Genomic DNA, 16,758 nt, shown 5'->3' with positions numbered 1-16,758 from the left:
ATATAATACGTAAATAAGCCCATAAAGGTTTTTAATATCCGCATTAATCTTCAATAATTTCAGTTACGCGGCCCACCTGACCATCTTCGAGCCTCACTTTTATCCCTCTTGAATGAAATGCCGATGAAGTAAGCAGATCTTTCACCACACCATAAGTGATATTTCCTGACCGCTGATCTTTCTTTAAAATAATTCCGACTTCTAACCCTGGATAAATGTCTTTTCTGTTTTGCCCGTCCATTTGTATTGCAGTGTGATAATAATTAAAGCTTCAAAAATCCGTAATTATTTTGAGTGTTACGGTAATTTACTGAAATCTATTTCAGGTTTTTTACCTGTAGTGCTTCTGGTAAAGATTTTTCTTGGTATGGTGTAATCGTTAAAAAAGCCTCCGTTCTTTAAATAAAAGGCACCCTTATCTACTCCTCCCTGATAATCCATCCGATATCCTTTTGCCCCGGTATTGTCAGTCGTAAAGCGCGCAGATTTTAATTCAGTCCATGTTCCTTTATCATCGCAGATCCATTGGTTATCAAACAAAACTTTTCGCGATAGGTCTCCTTGTACAGGTGAAAAGTTTTCTAAAAAGGAATGGAAGCGCTTTAAATACGTTCTAGTCTGTGGCCTGGTAAAACTGGCTATCAACTGCCATTTATTGGTTTCGGGTGCAAAGAAATATGCCGTATAGGTGGTTAGGCTATCTTTTCCAGGCACGCCATGCAACAAGAATTTGTAGGTATTTCCTGCTTTCCACATGTAGTTTAGGTAGCTCTGACCTCCAGCACCTTCATTGCCAAATTCTCCTGTATGTACGCCTTCTCCTTTCTTTAGCATTTTTATCTTGTGCGATTCCGGGATACTTTTCGGATCATCGGTATTGAAAGGGCTCCATACCGAAAATAAGATATGCCGTTCTGTCGGACTATTTACCTGCATACCGAAATAGCCTTCACCAAATCCGTTCGCCATAAAATAAGAGCCCAAAATATCCTCACCTTTTGGTACGGTTACCTCATTATAATACCACGCTGCATTTACATTTTCCGGTTGTTGATAGTTGAGGTGAACCGATGGCCCACGTCTGCCCCAATGAAAAAAGTTACCTTCATTGTTTTTAACATAAGCCGTTTTGCCTTCAGTGGCTGTACCACCGATGGTCAAGGTTTGTATTGAAGGAAATTTCGCTCCACTTTTCCTTATCCCTTTAATGGTTAAGGCAACGTAGCCAGTATCTTTAATGGTCCACTCACCAATCTTACCGTCAAATGTCTTGGTTTCATCGAAACTTACCTTTTTAGATTGATTGTTGATGGCGAATTCCAGAACAGATTGCCCATCTACCATAGGTTTATCGCTTAATGATACCGTTATGGTACCAGGTTTAGAAACCCGAAAATAAGCTGTAAAATATTCTTTTGGGTTAGACCAGTTTACGATTCCCCTGTTGGATAATGTTCTTTCTGAATCCTGATGTAAAGAACTGTAGGCATTCCCTCCAAGTGGAAGGGAAATTGCTGTAGCATTTTGGGCATGACTTTTTAGCCCCATTACACCGAGTACGATCAGTGTTACTAGTTTAAAAGATTTCATTGAATGATTTTTAGATAACTTGTTTAAAGCAATTGTAGGCTAAATTATCTAAAAATCATGCTATAAAACCAAATCGTTACTTACCGAATTTTTCGTTTAAACACTTATTTCGAGGTAAAATTTTTTCCAAAATAAATACCTTAGGGTTCGCCTCAAATTATTCAAATGAAAAAAAATCTAATTATTTGAGCATTATTAATTGCCGTCTTTTTATATAGTATTATAAGTTCTATCAATTTCTTCTCCCATCTGTTACAGATTACCAAAAAAGGTTCCTCGTTTTATATTACAAATTACATCCATCCAATAATTCTTTTGATTAATTTATTGGGAATATTGATCTATGTTTTTTCGAAATATAAAAAATCTGCTTTATTGAGAATTGTCCTTTTGTATTCCATTTTTTCACAGATACTTTTTTTTCTGTTCAGAATTTTGAATGCTATATCAGATAATCACGATTTAATCCTCAAAACGGAGACAAAATATTTTTTGATGTGGATCCTAACAGTTGCACTGGATTCTTACGTACTTTTTTACCTACAAAAACAGCTTAAACCAAAAGTAACAAAGCAGAATAATGAGTTTGAATTTACAGAAATAAACAAGGTGCAACGCCTACTACATCGAATTATAGATGTAATTTTTGTTTTTTGTTTTCTTTACTATAATATTGATTCTATTGACAGAATTATTTTTGTTTTAGTTAGAAGTGAGAATCATTTTCTGTCTACAATAGGTTATTTTTTCAATTATCAAGACGAGATTTATTTGCCTGTATATTTCAGTTTAACTTTTTATTACTTAATAAGCGAGGGTATTTTTAATACCTCTATGGGTAAAATAATATTTAACAATATAATTGTTAACGAAACAGCGCGACAACCCTCAGTCCGACAAAGAATAGGATGAACATTTGCCTGACTAATACCTTTTGAAGCATTTTCTTTTATTTTTCTCCACAGAGGCTGGCATGATAGTCTAACAGAAACCTATATCGTAAAAGCCGATAAATCCTTTAAAATGAGAACGATTAAGTTATTTTAAAAACTTTTCGTTAAACATTTTCTCTAAGGCAAACATTTCATCACGCAGTTTTGCCGCCTGCAAAAAGTCCATATCTTTTGCCGCTTTCTGCATATCCTTACGTGTAGTATCAATGGCTCTTTGCAGCTCTGCTTTACCCATATACTGTACAATCGGGTCTGCCGCAATACTGATTTCTGCATTTTCGACATAGGCTCTTGCTTTGTTATCGCTGGCTTTTTGTGAGAAATCGAGTACCGAGGTCTGCTCTAAAATTGCTTCTCTAGATTTTCCAACGGTTTTTGGGGTAATGTCATTTTCAAGATTATAGGCAATCTGTATATCCCTACGTCTGTTCGTTTCTGATATGGTTTTCTCCATACTATCGGTAATGCTATCAGCATACATAATTACACGGCCTTTATCGTTACGGGCTGCACGACCTATGGTTTGGATCAGTGATTTTTCAGACCGTAAGAAACCTTCTTTATCCGCATCTAAAATAGCAACCAAAGTAACCTCAGGCAAATCCAAACCTTCACGCAAAAGGTTAATTCCAACCAACACATCAAATTCTCCTAAACGTAAACCACGAAGAATTTCTACACGTTCGAGGGTTTTAATTTCAGAATGGATGTACCTGGTCTTAATATTTAAGCGATCAAGATATTTAGTTAATTCTTCAGCCATACGTTTGGTTAATGTGGTAACCAAAATACGCCCACCTTCTTTTATGGTAATATCTATTTCATCTAGAAGATCGTCAACCTGGTTAATGGCAGGTCTAATTTCAATAACAGGATCTAACAAACCTGTAGGCCTGATTACCTGCTCTACTACCACACCTTCAGATTTTTCCAATTCATATTCAGCCGGAGTTGCACTTACATAAATAGTTTGCGGGGCAAGGGCTTCAAATTCATTAAAGTTTAAAGGTCTGTTATCCAATGCAGCCGGCAAACGGAAACCATATTCAACCAAAGATAATTTCCTCGACCTGTCTCCACCATACATGGCCCTGATCTGTGGAACGGTAACATGACTTTCATCTATCACCATTAAATAGTCTTCAGGAAAATAATCTAACAAACAGAAAGGGCGCATGCCGGGTTGTCTTCCATCGAAGAAACGTGAGTAGTTTTCGATACCCGAACAGTAACCCAATTCTTTCATCATTTCGATATCAAAATTGGTACGTTCTTCCAAACGTTTTGCTTCCAACAAATGCCGATCTGCAATTAACTGGTTCTTACGTATTTCCAGTTCTTCCTGTATTCCCCAAATCGAAGAATTGAATCTATCTTTCGGGGTAACGAAAAGGTTTGCCGGGTAGATGGCCATATCTTCTAATTTCTCTATGGTTTTTCCGGAAACCGGATCAATTGCAGAAAGTTCTTCAATATCATCACCGAAAAAAGAGATGCGGTAAGCATGATCAAGATAGGCCGGAAAAATGTCTACCGTATCACCTTTAACCCTAAAGGTTCCGCGTTTAAAGTCTGTTGTAGTTCTGGAATATAGAATCTCAACCAAGCTATGCAAAAATGCATTCCTCGAAATCCTTAAGCCGACGCCAAAACGGAAAACCATCCGGGAAAAATCTTCTGGATTACCCATACCATAAATACAGGAGATGGATGATACCACGATAATATCGCGCCTACCGCTCATTAACGAAGAGGTAGTGCGTAACCGGAGTTTTTCAATCTCTTCGTTTATGCTCAGGTCTTTTTCGATATAAGTATTGCTTGACGCGATAAAAGCTTCTGGCTGATAGTAATCGTAATAAGAGACAAAATAATTCACCGAGTTTTCAGGAAAGAAATTTTTGAACTCGCCGTAAAGCTGCGCCGCCAAAGTTTTATTGTGACTCAAAATTAGGGTAGGTTTTTGTGTCTGCTCGATCACATTAGCTATCGTAAATGTTTTTCCCGATCCCGTAACGCCTAGTAAAGTTTGATAATGTTCATTGGCATTTACGCCATCTACCAATTGCTTTATCGCGTTCGGCTGATCTCCGGTAGGTTGGTATTCTGAGGTGATTTTAAATTTCATGGGTAAATCAAATGTACGATTTAGGCTGCAAAGTCTAAAACAGTAGAAAGTCAGGAAAGTTGGGGTAAAAGAATTTTATTCCCTTCAGAATTTTATAGCCTTCAATGCTCAAATACCCCATTGGACAGATTAAAGGCATACGAACCTAGTAAATCAAAAGTTTAACTTTTGATTTACTAGGTTGATTCTTAGCATTACCACATTCAATAAAAAATCCCCATTGAAAAATTCAATAAGGATTTGGGGTCATCCTCCCAAAAGCAGGAATCGTAATGCCACTAGCTTAAAGATTTCTCCGCTACGGTCGAAATGACGATCGCTCAGAATAATAATGCGGTTATTTACCAGCGGCCTGCATTGGGTTTTTACCAACTGATTGACCTCTTACTGCTCCACCGACTTTGTTTTTATATACCTTAAACTTACTTTCTTTTGCTTTACCGCCCCAGGTGTTATTTGAGGTGTCGATATCTGCAGTTTCGCGTAACGGATCTACTAAAATAGAGGCTACTTCTTTATTTTTAACATAAAACTTAGCTGTTTTCAATTCATTATGTCTCCAAATCTGAGCAGGAATGCGGTCTATTTCCTTTGTTCCATCTTTATAGGTAAACTCAACAATTATTGGCATCACTAAGCCCCCTTTATTGCTAAAGCTCAGTTCATAAAGAAATTTGTTACCGTATTTGTCCTGCTCTGCTGAAGGAACTGCCTCGAGCGCAGCAACGGCTTCTGTTTTAGTGGCAATAGTAGTATCAACAGTAACCATGCCCCTATCATATTTATAATAAAAATCTTGTGCTGCAGGCGTTTTATCTACATAAAAATTAATTTTCTTATCCTCACGGTTCCTGATTTTTGAAATATCTTCAAAGGCATTAACAGCGGGTTTATCAATTTTAACCATTTTCGATTTGGCTTCCGGTAAATCTTTAGGGAAATCGGCTTTCGCAAATTTCACGCTATCTAAAGATATATCACATGGATCGGTTCCGTAAAACCAACCTCTCCAAAACCAATCTAAATCTTCGCCACTGGCATCTTCCATAGTACGGAAAAGATCAGCAGGTTCAGGATGTTTAAAAGCCCATCTTCTCGAATATTCTTTAAATGCATAATCGAAAAGTTCTCTTCCCATAATGGTTTCGCGAAGAATATTTAAACCGGTAGCAGGTTTCGAATACGCATTTGGACCGAAACGGGCAATATTTTCAGAGTTGGTCATAATTGGTTCCAGCTCATCTTTTGGCAGTTTCATGTAATCAACAATGGTATATGCCGGTCCTTTTTTACTTGGAAATTTGTTATCCCAAAGTTCTTCAGTTAAATACTCAACAAAAGAATTTAACCCTTCATCCATCCAGGTCCATTGGCGTTCATCACTGTTTACAATCATCGGGAAGAAGTTATGTCCAACCTCGTGAATAATTACACCTAACATCCCATTTTTAGTGCTTTCGCTATATGTTCCGTCAGTATCTGTACGGCCATAGTTAAAACAGATCATTGGGTATTCCATTCCATTTGCAGCTTCGATACTTTGTGCAACAGGGTAAGGATATGGGATGGTGAAATCTGAATAGGTTTTAATGGTATGTGCCACCGCACGGGTAGAAAACTTACTGTAAAGGTTGTATGCTTCTTTTCCATAAAAACTCATACACATTACGGTATTGTTATTGGCCTGAATTTTTTGAGGCATGGCATCCCAGATAAACTTGCGTGAGGATGTCCAGGCAAAATCGCGGACATTATTCGCATTAAAAACCCAGGTTTTTTTTGCTGTCGATTTTTTGGTTTCTGCCAGTTTCGCTTCAGCCAAGGTTTGGATTTCTACAGGTGCAGCAGCAGTTTTAGCAGCATTATACCTACTTAACTGTGTTGGATTTAAAACGGCGCTATAATTGATACACTCTCCTGTTGAACCCACCAGGTGATCAGCCGGAACAGTCATTTGAACTTTAAAATCGCCAAAGGTTAAGGCAAACTCACCTCTACCGGTAAACTGATGGTTCTGCCATCCCTGAAAATCGCTATACACACACAGGCGTGGGTACCACTGGGTCATGGTAAACAGGTAATTTCCATCGGTTGGGAAAAACTCGTAACCTCCACGGCCACCAACACTCATCCGGTCAGAAATTTTATAGTTCCAATCAATATTAAAGATAAATTTTTGTCCACTTCTCAGCGCTACAGGTAAATCTACCCTCATCATGGTTTTGTTAACCGTATATGGTAAGTTTTTACCGGCTGCATCAGTTAACTTGGTAATGTTTATGCCATAACCATTGTTTCCTGCTACACTTAACTGATCTAAATTTTTAGTAGTTCCGATAGCAGGCATTTTAGTCGCATCCTGGTAATTGGCATTTCTATCCGTGCTATGCTCATTTTCATCAAGCTGCAACCAGATATAAGTTAAAGGATCAGGAGAATTGTTGGTGTAGGTAATCGTTTCAGACCCGGTTAACAACAGATTTTTTTCATCCAGCTCGCATTTGATGTTATAATCGGCACGTTGCTGCCAATATTTAACACCCGGTGCCCCGCTGGCTGTACGTTGTTCATTAGGGGTTGGTAAAATGGTGCCCAACTGCTCAAACTTATTCCCATGGTTACTCCCTGGGTTATTCTGCGTATTTTGGGCCATAGCTAAACTGCCAGAAAAGAACAGCAGGCCGGTTAAAGTAAATAGTTTATTCATGATGTGGTTTATTAAAAAGGAATTCGTTCTAAAGCCATTTTTAAAGCCAGGCTAAATACGGCTGCTGATATAAATAAAACCCAGCGCATGCGTTTGATGCGGGTATAATTAAAAATTAAAAAGGTAATTAAAAGAATGATGATCACCATAAAAACCTGTCCAGCTTCTAAGCCTACATTAAAACCAAATAGGCCCCAGCCAATATTCTGATCTTTGGCCAGCATTATCCGGATGGAGTTTGCAAAGCCCATTCCATGAATAAGACCAAAACCAAGTGCCAAAAAATAATTGATCTTAATTGATTTTAAGGAGAAATTCTTTCTAAACAAATTGCTGATTGCAGTAATTACAATGGTACAGGGAATTAAAAATTCTACCCATTTACTATCAAACCTGATCATATCCAATACACTTAAAAGTAAGGTAAATGAATGGCCGATAGTAAAAGCCGTAACCAATATGAGCACCTGTTTTAAATTGACATAACTGTAAATAGCAACCAGTGCCAAAACAAACAGCTGGTGATCTAAAGCATCGGCACTTATGATATGCGCCCAACCCAATTTAAAATAAAAGATAAAATCTTGTAACGGCATGAATAATAAGCTAACTATTGATAAGGAAATAGTTTACAATAGCTAAAATTATATTTTTAATTATAAAAACCCCAAATATCTTGTAAACAAAAGCTTAAATACCAAATTTGTTACTATTCTCTAAGTTAGAAAGTGCTTTTTGGCGAAGTTTTACCCCAAACAACTGGGTTTACAGTTGTAAACAAAATTGTTGTTTCATATACATAGCCAATACAGTAACTTGGCACTTACAACTACTGGTCTTCTATTCAACACTATGCTTTGGCTCAAATATTTATTACAAAAACCAGAAAAAGGTTTCGATCCTGTTCCAAAAGCTTTTGCAGAACAATATGCTGCAAACGAATACAAAAAAATAGACAGTAAAACTATAGATATCATAAAAAGCCACTTAGGCAGTTTCGAAAACAAAACTTTACTTGATCTGGGCGGCGGTCCTGGGCAATATAGTCTAGAATTTGCCAAAAGGGGCGCAAAAGTTACCTGGCACGACATCAGCCAGAATTATTTAACAATAGCAAAAGCTAAAGCTAAGGATCAAAACATAACAGTAAATTTTTCATTGGGCTACTTAGAGGAAGCCCATGGCAAGTTCGATATTATTTTTAACCGCATATGTTGGTATTACTGTATTAACGATTACCGGTTTGCAAAATGCATCTACAACTTAATCAAAAAAAACGGGTACGGTTTTATTGTGGTTAATAATGAGAAATATCTTCAGGAAGAACTTGCAAAAGAATCGGGTTTTAGAAAATTGGCCATTAAAATGAGTTTTTGGCTCAATGAAAATTTCAATATTAAGCTTACACACGTTCATCCATCCCATAAGAAACTAAGTAAAATATTTGCCCTGTTAAATTTCAGGCACTTACATTTAGAACAATGTGGGCATAACACCTTAATTACATTTAACAAGTAGACTAATTATGTGTTAACTTTACCCTTTTAAGGAAGGATTTAATATGTTGATGCGTAAATTAAAATATAGCTTTTTGCTTTTGTGTGCTGCTTTTTTTTCTGTTGGAGCAGAAATAAAACACCCTTTGCATGTAAGCACGACTGAAGTAAACTTTAATGCCAAGGATAAAACCCTAGAAGTAAGCTGTAAAATCTTTTCTGACGACTTCGAAGCAATTTTAGCCAAAGTATATAAACAGAAAACGGATCTAAGCAATCCGAATATGAAGAGCGCGATGGATGAATTGATAAAAAAATATCTACTTTCTCATTTACAGCTAAAAGCCAATAGCAAAGCTGTTGCCATGAACTACATTGGATTTGAGATTGATCATGAGGCCACTAATATTTATCTTGAAGTGGAGAAAATTTCGTCTATAAAATCTGTTGAGGTGAGCAACACTATTTTATATGATATGTTTGACGATCAGATGAGCATTGTACATATTGTAAAAGGTACTGTCCGTAAAAGCACAAAAATCCTTTACCCTGAAAAAAAGTTCACAGCAAACTTTTAATTGTATTTTTTGTATTAAATTACAGCTCAATGTTAAATTACCGTTAATTTTGGATGGCAATATTATTTAAGTTAATATCTGCTGAGAAATATTTCTTGTAATCTTTTTTTAAATACCGTGTTGTTAAAATAAGTTATGCATCTAATCATCTTCTCCAACATATTAACGCCTCGGATAAAATATATCTTTAACTTTATTTTTAAAGATATTCTTAAAGCAGAACTGGAATTTACGGGCAATAGCCAATATTTTCTACAAAGTGAGCACATCAAAATCAGTTATGGCGAAGAGCCGTTAGGTGATGAGCTTTTTTTTAAGCGTACCGCTTTACTCTTCTCCAACAAATTAGAAGAAATTAAACCAAAAACTATTCCTTTTGGTGAATATCAGACTCCCTTTCCTGTTGCACAATCAGCCTTGCCATTTGATGTTTTTGCTGCCTCATTTTTTATATTAAGCCGTTATGAGGAATATTTTTATCCCATAAAAAATGAAGAGGAATTTAAGCCATCAAAAAGCCATCAACATAAATGGAAGATTTTAGATAGACCGATTATTGATGAATGGGCATTGATCATTAAAAGTTTAATCAAAAAAAAGCATCCACATTTTAAGTTTCACGAAAAGAATTTCCAGCACCAGCCAACCGTTCACTTCAATATTTTGCCCAACCTACCCGAGGGATTATTAAATAGGACCAAATTTATTTTCAGTGCCATCTTTAAAAAAGATAACAATTACCTGAGCTCGAAATTTGACAGGTTAACAGGGGTAGGGATTAATAATGAGCAGGTTTTAGATGAGGTAAACCAGCTATTTTCTTCAAAAAAAAGTAATCCTCTTTATTTTGTCGATTTTCCTGACGTGCCGATAAATTACATTAGGATAAATGGCATTTCAAAAATACTTAGCAATCAATCAATTGGACTATTAAGACCTTGTGCCAGCGATAAGCAAAAAATGCTCGAGATTAAAGAAGGCCTGGTTAAGCTCAAAAAAATCCACCCAAACCCTACACTTGTAAGTAGTCAGCAGTTAGAAGTATTAAAATTCCCCATTTGTTATTTAAATATTCTCAATTCAGGTATTACTTCCGATTATTCTATGGGTTATAGTAATGTACCGGGCTTTAGGGCCGGAACCTGTACGCCATTTAACTGGTACGATCTTCAGCTTGAAAAAGTAACCCCTTTAATCGTTAATTCTTACTGCCTCACCGATTACATTCTTCAGTTTTTAACACATGAGGTAGCCACTAAAACAATACACCAGTATATCGGTGCAGTGAAGGTGGTAAACGGTACCTTTTATAGCAGTTGGGACCTAAAAAGTCTATCTTCGAATGCAAAATACAAAAAACTAAAGTCGCTGTTTAAAGAAATGCTCGATTACGCGGGAAATTGATTTTAATTTAATTTATCCGGCTTAAAATTGCTAATTTTAGTAATTAAACGTCCCACTGGAATAAACCTGTAAGATACCAGAACATTATTATGATTTTTGATGTAAGCAAGACAAAATCTATCGCCAATACCTTTATTGCCGAACTTCGGGATGAGAACATCCAGAAAGATTCGATGCGTTTCCGCAAAAACATGGAAAGGCTTGGTGAGTTTTTTGCCTACGAAATCAGCAAATCATTGGAATATACCATTCAAGAAATCGTAACCCCTTTGGGTGTATCGGCCTGTGAGGTTTTAACTCAGCAGCCCGTTTTAGCTACTATACTCCGAGCCGGATTACCACTTCAGCAAGGTTTGCTTAACATCTTCGACAAAGCCGAATGCTGTTTTATTTCTGCTTACCGAAAAGTAAAGAAGAGCGGCGATTTTGTGATTCAGATGGACTACATTTCTACCCCGGATTTAGAAGGAAAAGTTTTGATTATGGCCGATCCGATGTTAGCAACTGGACAAAGCATGGTGATGTGCTGTAAAGAACTGATTAACCGCTACAAAATTGCAGAACTTCATATCGTTGCCGCAATAGCCAGTACAGAAGGTGTTGCGCATGTACGCGCGAATCTGCCAAAAGCAAAACTTTGGCTTGGAGCAATCGACGACGAAATGACTAGTAAATCTTATATCGTTCCGGGACTTGGCGATGCAGGCGATCTGGCCTACGGAGAGAAGGTTTAACATTTAGTCCTTAGTCTAGAGTCTTTAGTCCAAAGTCAACATTCTTATAAGAACAATTGAGTGAACATCCTCTTTATATGCAGCAGAAATAAATGGCGTAGTGCCACTGCCGAAACCATATATCAAAATCATCCCGATCATCAGGTAAGGTCAGCGGGAACAGCACCATCGGCGAGGATTAAAATCAATGAAAAACTAATCATCTGGACCGATCTTATCTTTGTGATGGAGAAAAAGCATAAGCAAAGGATCATTGAACGTTTTCCTGAAGAAACCTACGATAAGGAAATTATTACGCTTCATATCCCGGATGATTATCAGTATATGGATGAAGAACTTATTGAAGAGTTAAATGCAAAAGTTGCCGATTATTTATAAATCAAAAATCATTAGGCTACCTTTGTAAAAAATCATCACTCATGAAAAAGCACATTTTCTTCGACCTTGACCACACCATTTGGGATTTTGACCGTAATGCCGAAGAAACATTAAACGAGCTATACCAAATCTATAAATTAGAGGAGCTTGGCTTAAAATCGTGTGCCGACTTTATTACAACATATACCGAAAACAACCATCAGCTGTGGGCCGATTACCACTTGGGAAAAATTACCAAAGATTTTTTAAGATCGGAAAGGTTTAACAAAACATTCATTCAATTAGGTATTCACCCTGATTCGGTACCTCATCAATTTGAGGACGATTATGTAAATATCTCACCCACCAAAACCAATTTGTTCGATGGGGCAGAAAATGTTTTGGGCTACCTACAGCAAAAATATACCCTGCATATTATTTCTAATGGCTTTAAGGAAACAACCTTAACCAAAATGAACCTCTCTAATCTTAACCCTTATTTCGAAAACGTAATTATCTCAGAAGATGTGGGCGTAAACAAACCCAATCCTATTATTTTCGAATATGCCTTAGATAAGGCCAGAGCCTTAAAGGCAGAAAGCATTATGATTGGCGATAGTCTTGAAGCGGATATTTATGGTGCTTTAAATTTTGGTATGGAGGCTATATTTTTCAATCCTTTACAGAAAGAAAAACCTGGTGATGTGCAGAAAGAAATTGCGCATCTCGAAGAATTATTAAAACTATTTTAGTTTTACCTCCTTTTTTGTTTGGTTTTGGCATTCGTTTGGCATTAGCTTAAACACACACAAATGAAACCTTAATTAAATGAAGAAAACCATCTTTTTAGGATTGGCAATGCTTTTTGCTACACTAAGTTTCGCTCAAAACAACCGTAGTGCAGCCGAAGTATTTCTGCAAATTACTAAACCGGGCAAGTATACAGTATACTTAGACGATGAAGTCATAGGATCAGCTACGGGCAGATTTCGTTTTTACGATGTATATAATTCTAAACCCGAGCTGTCTATAATCCAGGGCGATAGATTAATCCTAAAAGAGCGGATTAATGTAAATGCACAGGAGCGTCTCATTTTAGGTTTCGATAACGGCAGGCTGAATGTAATTAAACAACTAAGCCTGTTTCGCAACAATCAATACGCGCTGGATGATTTTTATGATTATACGGAAAATCTCAATACGGCCCCTATTCAACCAACACTAGCTGACCTAAACTATAGGCTATTATCGCCTGAGGCTTTTCAAGAATTTTATACCAGCTATAAAAAATCAAGTTTTGATAGTGAAAGGGTGAGACTCATCAACGCGGTAAATAAGAAAGCTTCATTTTCCAGTAGTCAGTGCAAACTCATACTCAAAGCATTTACTTTCGATACTGAACGTTCAAAAACTGCCAAAAGCCTTTATCAAACGGTTGTAGATCCACAAAATTATTTTACAATCGCCGAAATATTCGAATTTTTCAACTATAAAGATGATTTTTTAAAATACTTGGAGAAACAGTAATTCAGCTTATCTTTATTAAATGACGACTGCAAAAATAAAGGCATCGGTACATAAAATTGTCGATGCCTATAAATCGAAATTATCTCACTATTCTGAGGATATTTTTCAAACCACGCCACCCATTGCCGGATGGAGTTACAGCGAAGTATATTCGCATATTTTCGATTCAAGCCTGCTCTCGTTAATTGCGCTCGAACGCGCAGCAAGTGGTAAAGGCGAAAACAAACCCACACATTTTATTGTAAAACTGATTTTGGTTTTAGGCACTTTACCGCCGGCAAAAAAGTATAAAGTTCCGAAAAGACTGGCCGAGCGTGTTAAAAAAATCAGCAAAACAGAAGCCCTCGATTTTATTTTAGAGTTTGAAAAAGGTCTTGATGATAACTATCCCATAATTGCTAACGCAAAAGCCAATTGTAAAACAAAACACCCACGACTAGGCTACTTAAATGCCAAACAATGGCTAAGATTTATCGAAATTCATTTAAAACATCATCTCAAGCAGTTAGAAAGAATAGAAAAGAGTTTTTAGGCGTAAATTAATTTCGCCATATTTGGATAAATTAAATTAAGCGCTATGAAACATGTTTTTTATCTGTTCGCCTTAACTCTACTTTGCGCCTGTAATAGTGAAAAGAAAGAAACTGCTCAAGCTGTTATTCCAACACCTACGGGAATACAGGGACTTCAAAAAAGCAATATTGTGCAGCCCCCAGCGCAAAGTGCCAAAACTAACCTTATTTTCAATCCGCCACATGGTGAGGCCGGACATACCTGTGCATTGGCTGTTGGTGCACCGTTAAATCAAACAGCCACAGTTCAGCCACAGCCGAAGGTTACTCAACAAGCAATACCTGCTCCGGCCACCCCTATTGTAAATACTTCAGGTAAAAAACTAAATCCTAAACACGGAGAACCTGGGCACAGATGTGATATTGCCATTGGTGCGCCGCTGGATAGCAAACCAACACAAGTAGTTACCACACAGCCTGCTGCAGTAAAACAAACTGTAGCTATAAAAACAGGAAAGGGCTTGAACCCACCCCATGGCCAGCCCAACCATCGCTGTGATATTGCTGTTGGTGCACCTTTAAACAGCAAACCTGCCCCAGTGGTAAATACTGTTCCTGCGCCAACACCTGAAACCAAAACAACAGAAGCAAAGGCGCTGGAAACCAAAAGTGAAGGAAAATAATAGTACATATATTGTGTACTTAATATTTTGAATTTTCAGCACCTAACTTAACGCACATTTTTTTACATCTTTGCGTTAATGAAATTACCCGCCTTAAAAGGTTTTGACGAAGAAGCATTTAACAAGTATTTAAAAAATACGGGGTTGTTAATGCTGGGCAGAGTTGGCAGCTTGGCTATTAAAATGGCTGTTAGCATTATGGTAGCCAACTACCTGCTTGCCTTTAATAATGGTATTTTAACAAGTGCAATTACATATACCTATCTTTTTGCATCTATTGCAGGCCTTGGCCTCGATCAGTTCATCGTAAAAGAGCTTCATCAGTTTCCAGGAAATAGAGATACCATATTAGGAACTGCATTTTTGTTAAAGGTTATTGCTGGTCTGGTCTGCATACCTGCTATTTTTTTAGCCTGGACCATCCGCCCGCTTTCTGATATTCCATATCATATTATTTTAATATTATCTTTTACGGGCTTATTTCAATCTTTAACCGTAATCGATTCTTATTTCCAGTCCGAAGTACAGTCGAAATACATTATGCAGGTACAGATTGTTGGAAATGTCATATCAGCGCTTACCAAAATTGCGCTGATTGTATTTTCTGCTAACTTGATCTATTTCGTGTATTCATTTCTTTTTGATACTGCCCTGCTATCAATAGGTTATTTTTACGTTTACCAACGGAAGGGCAGAAACATTTTTAAATGGTCTTTTAATAAAGAATTAGCGCTCAAATTGCTCCATTTTTCGTGGCCATTAATTATTTCGGGGATCATGGTTTCGGTTTACATGAAAATAGATCTGCTGATGTTGAAAGAAATTATGGGGCAAAAGGGAACTGCAGAGGCTGGTGCCTATGCAACCGCGGTTAGCTTAAGCGAAGCCTTAAACTTTGTACCTGTGGCCATTGTAACCTCTCTTTTTCCTGCAATTTTAAATGCCAGAAGAGATAATCCGGAGCGGTACCAAAAAAGGCTTCAAAATTTATACGATTTAATGGCCTGGCTAAGTCTTGCATTTGCCTTATTTGTAACTTTTGCTGCACCCTATATTTATAGGTTATATAACCCTGAATTCGCATTTGCAGCGCCAGCGTTAGCCTTACATGTATGGGGAAGTATTTTTGTTTTCTTAGGTGTAGCGAGTGGTCAGTATCTGATTGCAGAGGGATTTAGCCGTCTTACCTTTATCCGTACGGGTTTTGGAGCAGCTGTTAATATTGTATTAAACTTAATACTGATCCCAAAAATGGGTATGATCGGTACGGCTATAGCTACGGTAATTGCTTATTTCTGTTCTACTTTTTTTATTTTGCTATTCAAAAAAACGCGGCAACAAGGTTTGATGATGTTAAAATCACTGTTCCTTATTACCGCGTTCCAAAAAATATTTAACAAATAATTATAGGCGATAAACGCAGGTGCGTAAGGTTTTTGCAAAAAAGGCGTAACCCTTATCCTTTAGAAATTTGTATATCGGCGAATTATTCAGCTCATCAACATTAACATTCTCTTCTACCAAAATAACACTTGGTTTATACTTATCCCAGTTATTGGAAAGTAAAACCTGGTAATCCAAACCTTCCACATCAATACTCAAAAAATCGATAGTGGTATTGGCTGGCAGATGTTGATCCAAAACATCACCCAAAGGCAGTACATCAATATCAAGTTCTTTTATAATTTTATATTTAGCGGATTCGGCGTCGATCCTTTTAGAAACCTCTTCAGAAAAACTATTCAATGCAGGCTCGTTAAAACAGTAGAACTTAAGTTTGGTTTTTTCCGGACCTATACCAATATTTAAATTAATGTCTCTTTTTCTAAAGGTATTAAAAGCGCCAATAGCCGATGGCGTAGGTTCAATGTTAATCCCCTTCCATCCACGTTTATAAAAGTAATTGGTATTGGAATATCTTACGGGATGATGTGCGCCAACATCTACAAAGAAGCCTTTATACGCTTTTTTCTGCTCATAAATCGCTTTAAGTATCATGTCCTCACCATCTTGTGAGTATGATTTACTGTAGGCGAAATAATTAACAGGTAAGTATTTTGATAGTGCTTTTTTTATTGATTTAATCATG

The 16,758-nt window shown here is 37.0% G+C and carries 16 protein-coding genes; 10 read left to right on the top strand and 6 right to left on the bottom strand.

Translation table 11 applies throughout. The features are described 5' to 3' along the window. Positions 1-43: 43 nt before the first annotated feature. The 5 genes from EYS08_RS07990 to EYS08_RS07970 form a co-directional block, all read right to left on the bottom strand. Positions 44-241, bottom strand: a complete 198-nt coding sequence (locus tag EYS08_RS07990; RefSeq protein ID WP_131029519.1) for a YwbE family protein — start codon at positions 239-241, stop codon at positions 44-46. Positions 242-297: 56 nt separating this feature from the next. Further along, a complete protein-coding gene (locus tag EYS08_RS07985; protein WP_131029518.1) occupies positions 298-1,590 on the bottom strand; it encodes a DUF3472 domain-containing protein in 1,293 nt (430 codons plus the stop codon). A 1,038-nt stretch (positions 1,591-2,628) separates the two neighbouring features. Further along, positions 2,629-4,671, bottom strand: coding sequence for an excinuclease ABC subunit UvrB (gene uvrB, locus EYS08_RS07980; RefSeq protein ID WP_131029517.1), 2,043 nt, complete (start codon positions 4,669-4,671; stop codon positions 2,629-2,631). Positions 4,672-5,008: 337 nt separating this feature from the next. Then, positions 5,009-7,378, bottom strand: coding sequence for a M1 family metallopeptidase (locus tag EYS08_RS07975; protein WP_131029516.1), 2,370 nt, complete (start codon positions 7,376-7,378; stop codon positions 5,009-5,011). Between the two features lie 11 nt (positions 7,379-7,389). Beyond that, positions 7,390-7,974 carry a HupE/UreJ family protein gene (locus EYS08_RS07970; protein ID WP_131029515.1) on the bottom strand — a complete coding sequence of 195 codons (585 nt, stop codon included), beginning with the start codon at positions 7,972-7,974 and terminating at the stop codon, positions 7,390-7,392. A 256-nt stretch (positions 7,975-8,230) separates the two neighbouring features. Between EYS08_RS07970 and EYS08_RS07965 the strand changes: the two genes are divergently transcribed. From EYS08_RS07965 to EYS08_RS07920, 10 genes are all read left to right on the top strand, one after another. Beyond that, positions 8,231-8,896, top strand: a complete 666-nt coding sequence (locus tag EYS08_RS07965) for a class I SAM-dependent methyltransferase (protein WP_131029514.1) — start codon at positions 8,231-8,233, stop codon at positions 8,894-8,896. Between the two features lie 49 nt (positions 8,897-8,945). After that, positions 8,946-9,452, top strand: a complete 507-nt coding sequence (locus tag EYS08_RS07960; protein ID WP_131029513.1) for a DUF6702 family protein — start codon at positions 8,946-8,948, stop codon at positions 9,450-9,452. A gap of 135 nt (positions 9,453-9,587) precedes the next feature. Continuing rightward, positions 9,588-10,856 carry a DUF7033 domain-containing protein gene (locus EYS08_RS07955; protein WP_131029512.1) on the top strand — a complete coding sequence of 423 codons (1,269 nt, stop codon included), beginning with the start codon at positions 9,588-9,590 and terminating at the stop codon, positions 10,854-10,856. Between the two features lie 89 nt (positions 10,857-10,945). After that, the gene (gene upp / locus EYS08_RS07950) at positions 10,946-11,590 is read left to right on the top strand and encodes a uracil phosphoribosyltransferase (protein WP_131029511.1); all 645 of its coding nucleotides are present in this window, start codon (positions 10,946-10,948) and stop codon (positions 11,588-11,590) included. 60 nt (positions 11,591-11,650) lie between these two features. Continuing rightward, complete coding sequence (locus tag EYS08_RS07945) at positions 11,651-11,968, top strand: low molecular weight protein tyrosine phosphatase family protein (RefSeq protein WP_131029510.1); 318 nt, start codon at positions 11,651-11,653, stop codon at positions 11,966-11,968. A 41-nt stretch (positions 11,969-12,009) separates the two neighbouring features. Further along, positions 12,010-12,699, top strand: a complete 690-nt coding sequence (locus EYS08_RS07940) for a YjjG family noncanonical pyrimidine nucleotidase (RefSeq protein WP_131029509.1) — start codon at positions 12,010-12,012, stop codon at positions 12,697-12,699. A 76-nt stretch (positions 12,700-12,775) separates the two neighbouring features. Further along, positions 12,776-13,474 carry a DUF4476 domain-containing protein gene (locus EYS08_RS07935; RefSeq protein ID WP_131029508.1) on the top strand — a complete coding sequence of 233 codons (699 nt, stop codon included), beginning with the start codon at positions 12,776-12,778 and terminating at the stop codon, positions 13,472-13,474. A 19-nt stretch (positions 13,475-13,493) separates the two neighbouring features. After that, a complete protein-coding gene (locus tag EYS08_RS07930; protein ID WP_131029507.1) occupies positions 13,494-14,006 on the top strand; it encodes a DinB family protein in 513 nt (170 codons plus the stop codon). 45 nt (positions 14,007-14,051) lie between these two features. Continuing rightward, positions 14,052-14,669 (top strand): hypothetical protein, encoded by a 618-nt coding sequence (locus tag EYS08_RS07925; protein ID WP_208745815.1) that lies wholly within the window; start codon positions 14,052-14,054, stop codon positions 14,667-14,669. A 78-nt stretch (positions 14,670-14,747) separates the two neighbouring features. Then, complete coding sequence (locus EYS08_RS07920; RefSeq protein ID WP_131029506.1) at positions 14,748-16,073, top strand: flippase; 1,326 nt, start codon at positions 14,748-14,750, stop codon at positions 16,071-16,073. On the opposite strand, the gene EYS08_RS07915 is transcribed toward EYS08_RS07920, so the two are convergent. Beyond that, positions 16,074-16,757: an FkbM family methyltransferase gene (locus tag EYS08_RS07915; protein ID WP_131029505.1), complete on the bottom strand. Its 684-nt coding sequence runs from the start codon at positions 16,755-16,757 to the stop codon at positions 16,074-16,076. Between the last annotated feature and the right edge of the window lies 1 nt (position 16,758).

This window comes from Pedobacter kyonggii (assembly GCF_004310665.1).
GTDB lineage: Bacteria > Bacteroidota > Bacteroidia > Sphingobacteriales > Sphingobacteriaceae > Pedobacter > Pedobacter kyonggii.
Note: the sequence above shows the minus strand (reverse complement) of the source record. Positions and strands in the feature narration are given on the sequence as shown.

What these genes read in the sequence shown, in the direction of transcription:
- EYS08_RS07990 (WP_131029519.1), bottom strand. Translation starts at nt 241, where the DNA reads ATGGACGGGCAAAACAGAAAAGACATTTATCCAGGGTTAGAAGTCGGA.
- EYS08_RS07985 (WP_131029518.1), bottom strand. Translation starts at nt 1,590, where the DNA reads ATGAAATCTTTTAAACTAGTAACACTGATCGTACTCGGTGTAATGGGG.
- uvrB (WP_131029517.1), bottom strand. Translation starts at nt 4,671, where the DNA reads ATGAAATTTAAAATCACCTCAGAATACCAACCTACCGGAGATCAGCCG.
- EYS08_RS07975 (WP_131029516.1), bottom strand. Translation starts at nt 7,378, where the DNA reads ATGAATAAACTATTTACTTTAACCGGCCTGCTGTTCTTTTCTGGCAGT.
- EYS08_RS07970 (WP_131029515.1), bottom strand. Translation starts at nt 7,974, where the DNA reads ATGCCGTTACAAGATTTTATCTTTTATTTTAAATTGGGTTGGGCGCAT.
- EYS08_RS07965 (WP_131029514.1), top strand. Translation starts at nt 8,231, where the DNA reads ATGCTTTGGCTCAAATATTTATTACAAAAACCAGAAAAAGGTTTCGAT.
- EYS08_RS07960 (WP_131029513.1), top strand. Translation starts at nt 8,946, where the DNA reads ATGCGTAAATTAAAATATAGCTTTTTGCTTTTGTGTGCTGCTTTTTTT.
- EYS08_RS07955 (WP_131029512.1), top strand. Translation starts at nt 9,588, where the DNA reads ATGCATCTAATCATCTTCTCCAACATATTAACGCCTCGGATAAAATAT.
- upp (WP_131029511.1), top strand. Translation starts at nt 10,946, where the DNA reads ATGATTTTTGATGTAAGCAAGACAAAATCTATCGCCAATACCTTTATT.
- EYS08_RS07940 (WP_131029509.1), top strand. Translation starts at nt 12,010, where the DNA reads ATGAAAAAGCACATTTTCTTCGACCTTGACCACACCATTTGGGATTTT.
- EYS08_RS07935 (WP_131029508.1), top strand. Translation starts at nt 12,776, where the DNA reads ATGAAGAAAACCATCTTTTTAGGATTGGCAATGCTTTTTGCTACACTA.
- EYS08_RS07930 (WP_131029507.1), top strand. Translation starts at nt 13,494, where the DNA reads ATGACGACTGCAAAAATAAAGGCATCGGTACATAAAATTGTCGATGCC.
- EYS08_RS07925 (WP_208745815.1), top strand. Translation starts at nt 14,052, where the DNA reads ATGAAACATGTTTTTTATCTGTTCGCCTTAACTCTACTTTGCGCCTGT.
- EYS08_RS07920 (WP_131029506.1), top strand. Translation starts at nt 14,748, where the DNA reads ATGAAATTACCCGCCTTAAAAGGTTTTGACGAAGAAGCATTTAACAAG.
- EYS08_RS07915 (WP_131029505.1), bottom strand. Translation starts at nt 16,757, where the DNA reads ATGATTAAATCAATAAAAAAAGCACTATCAAAATACTTACCTGTTAAT.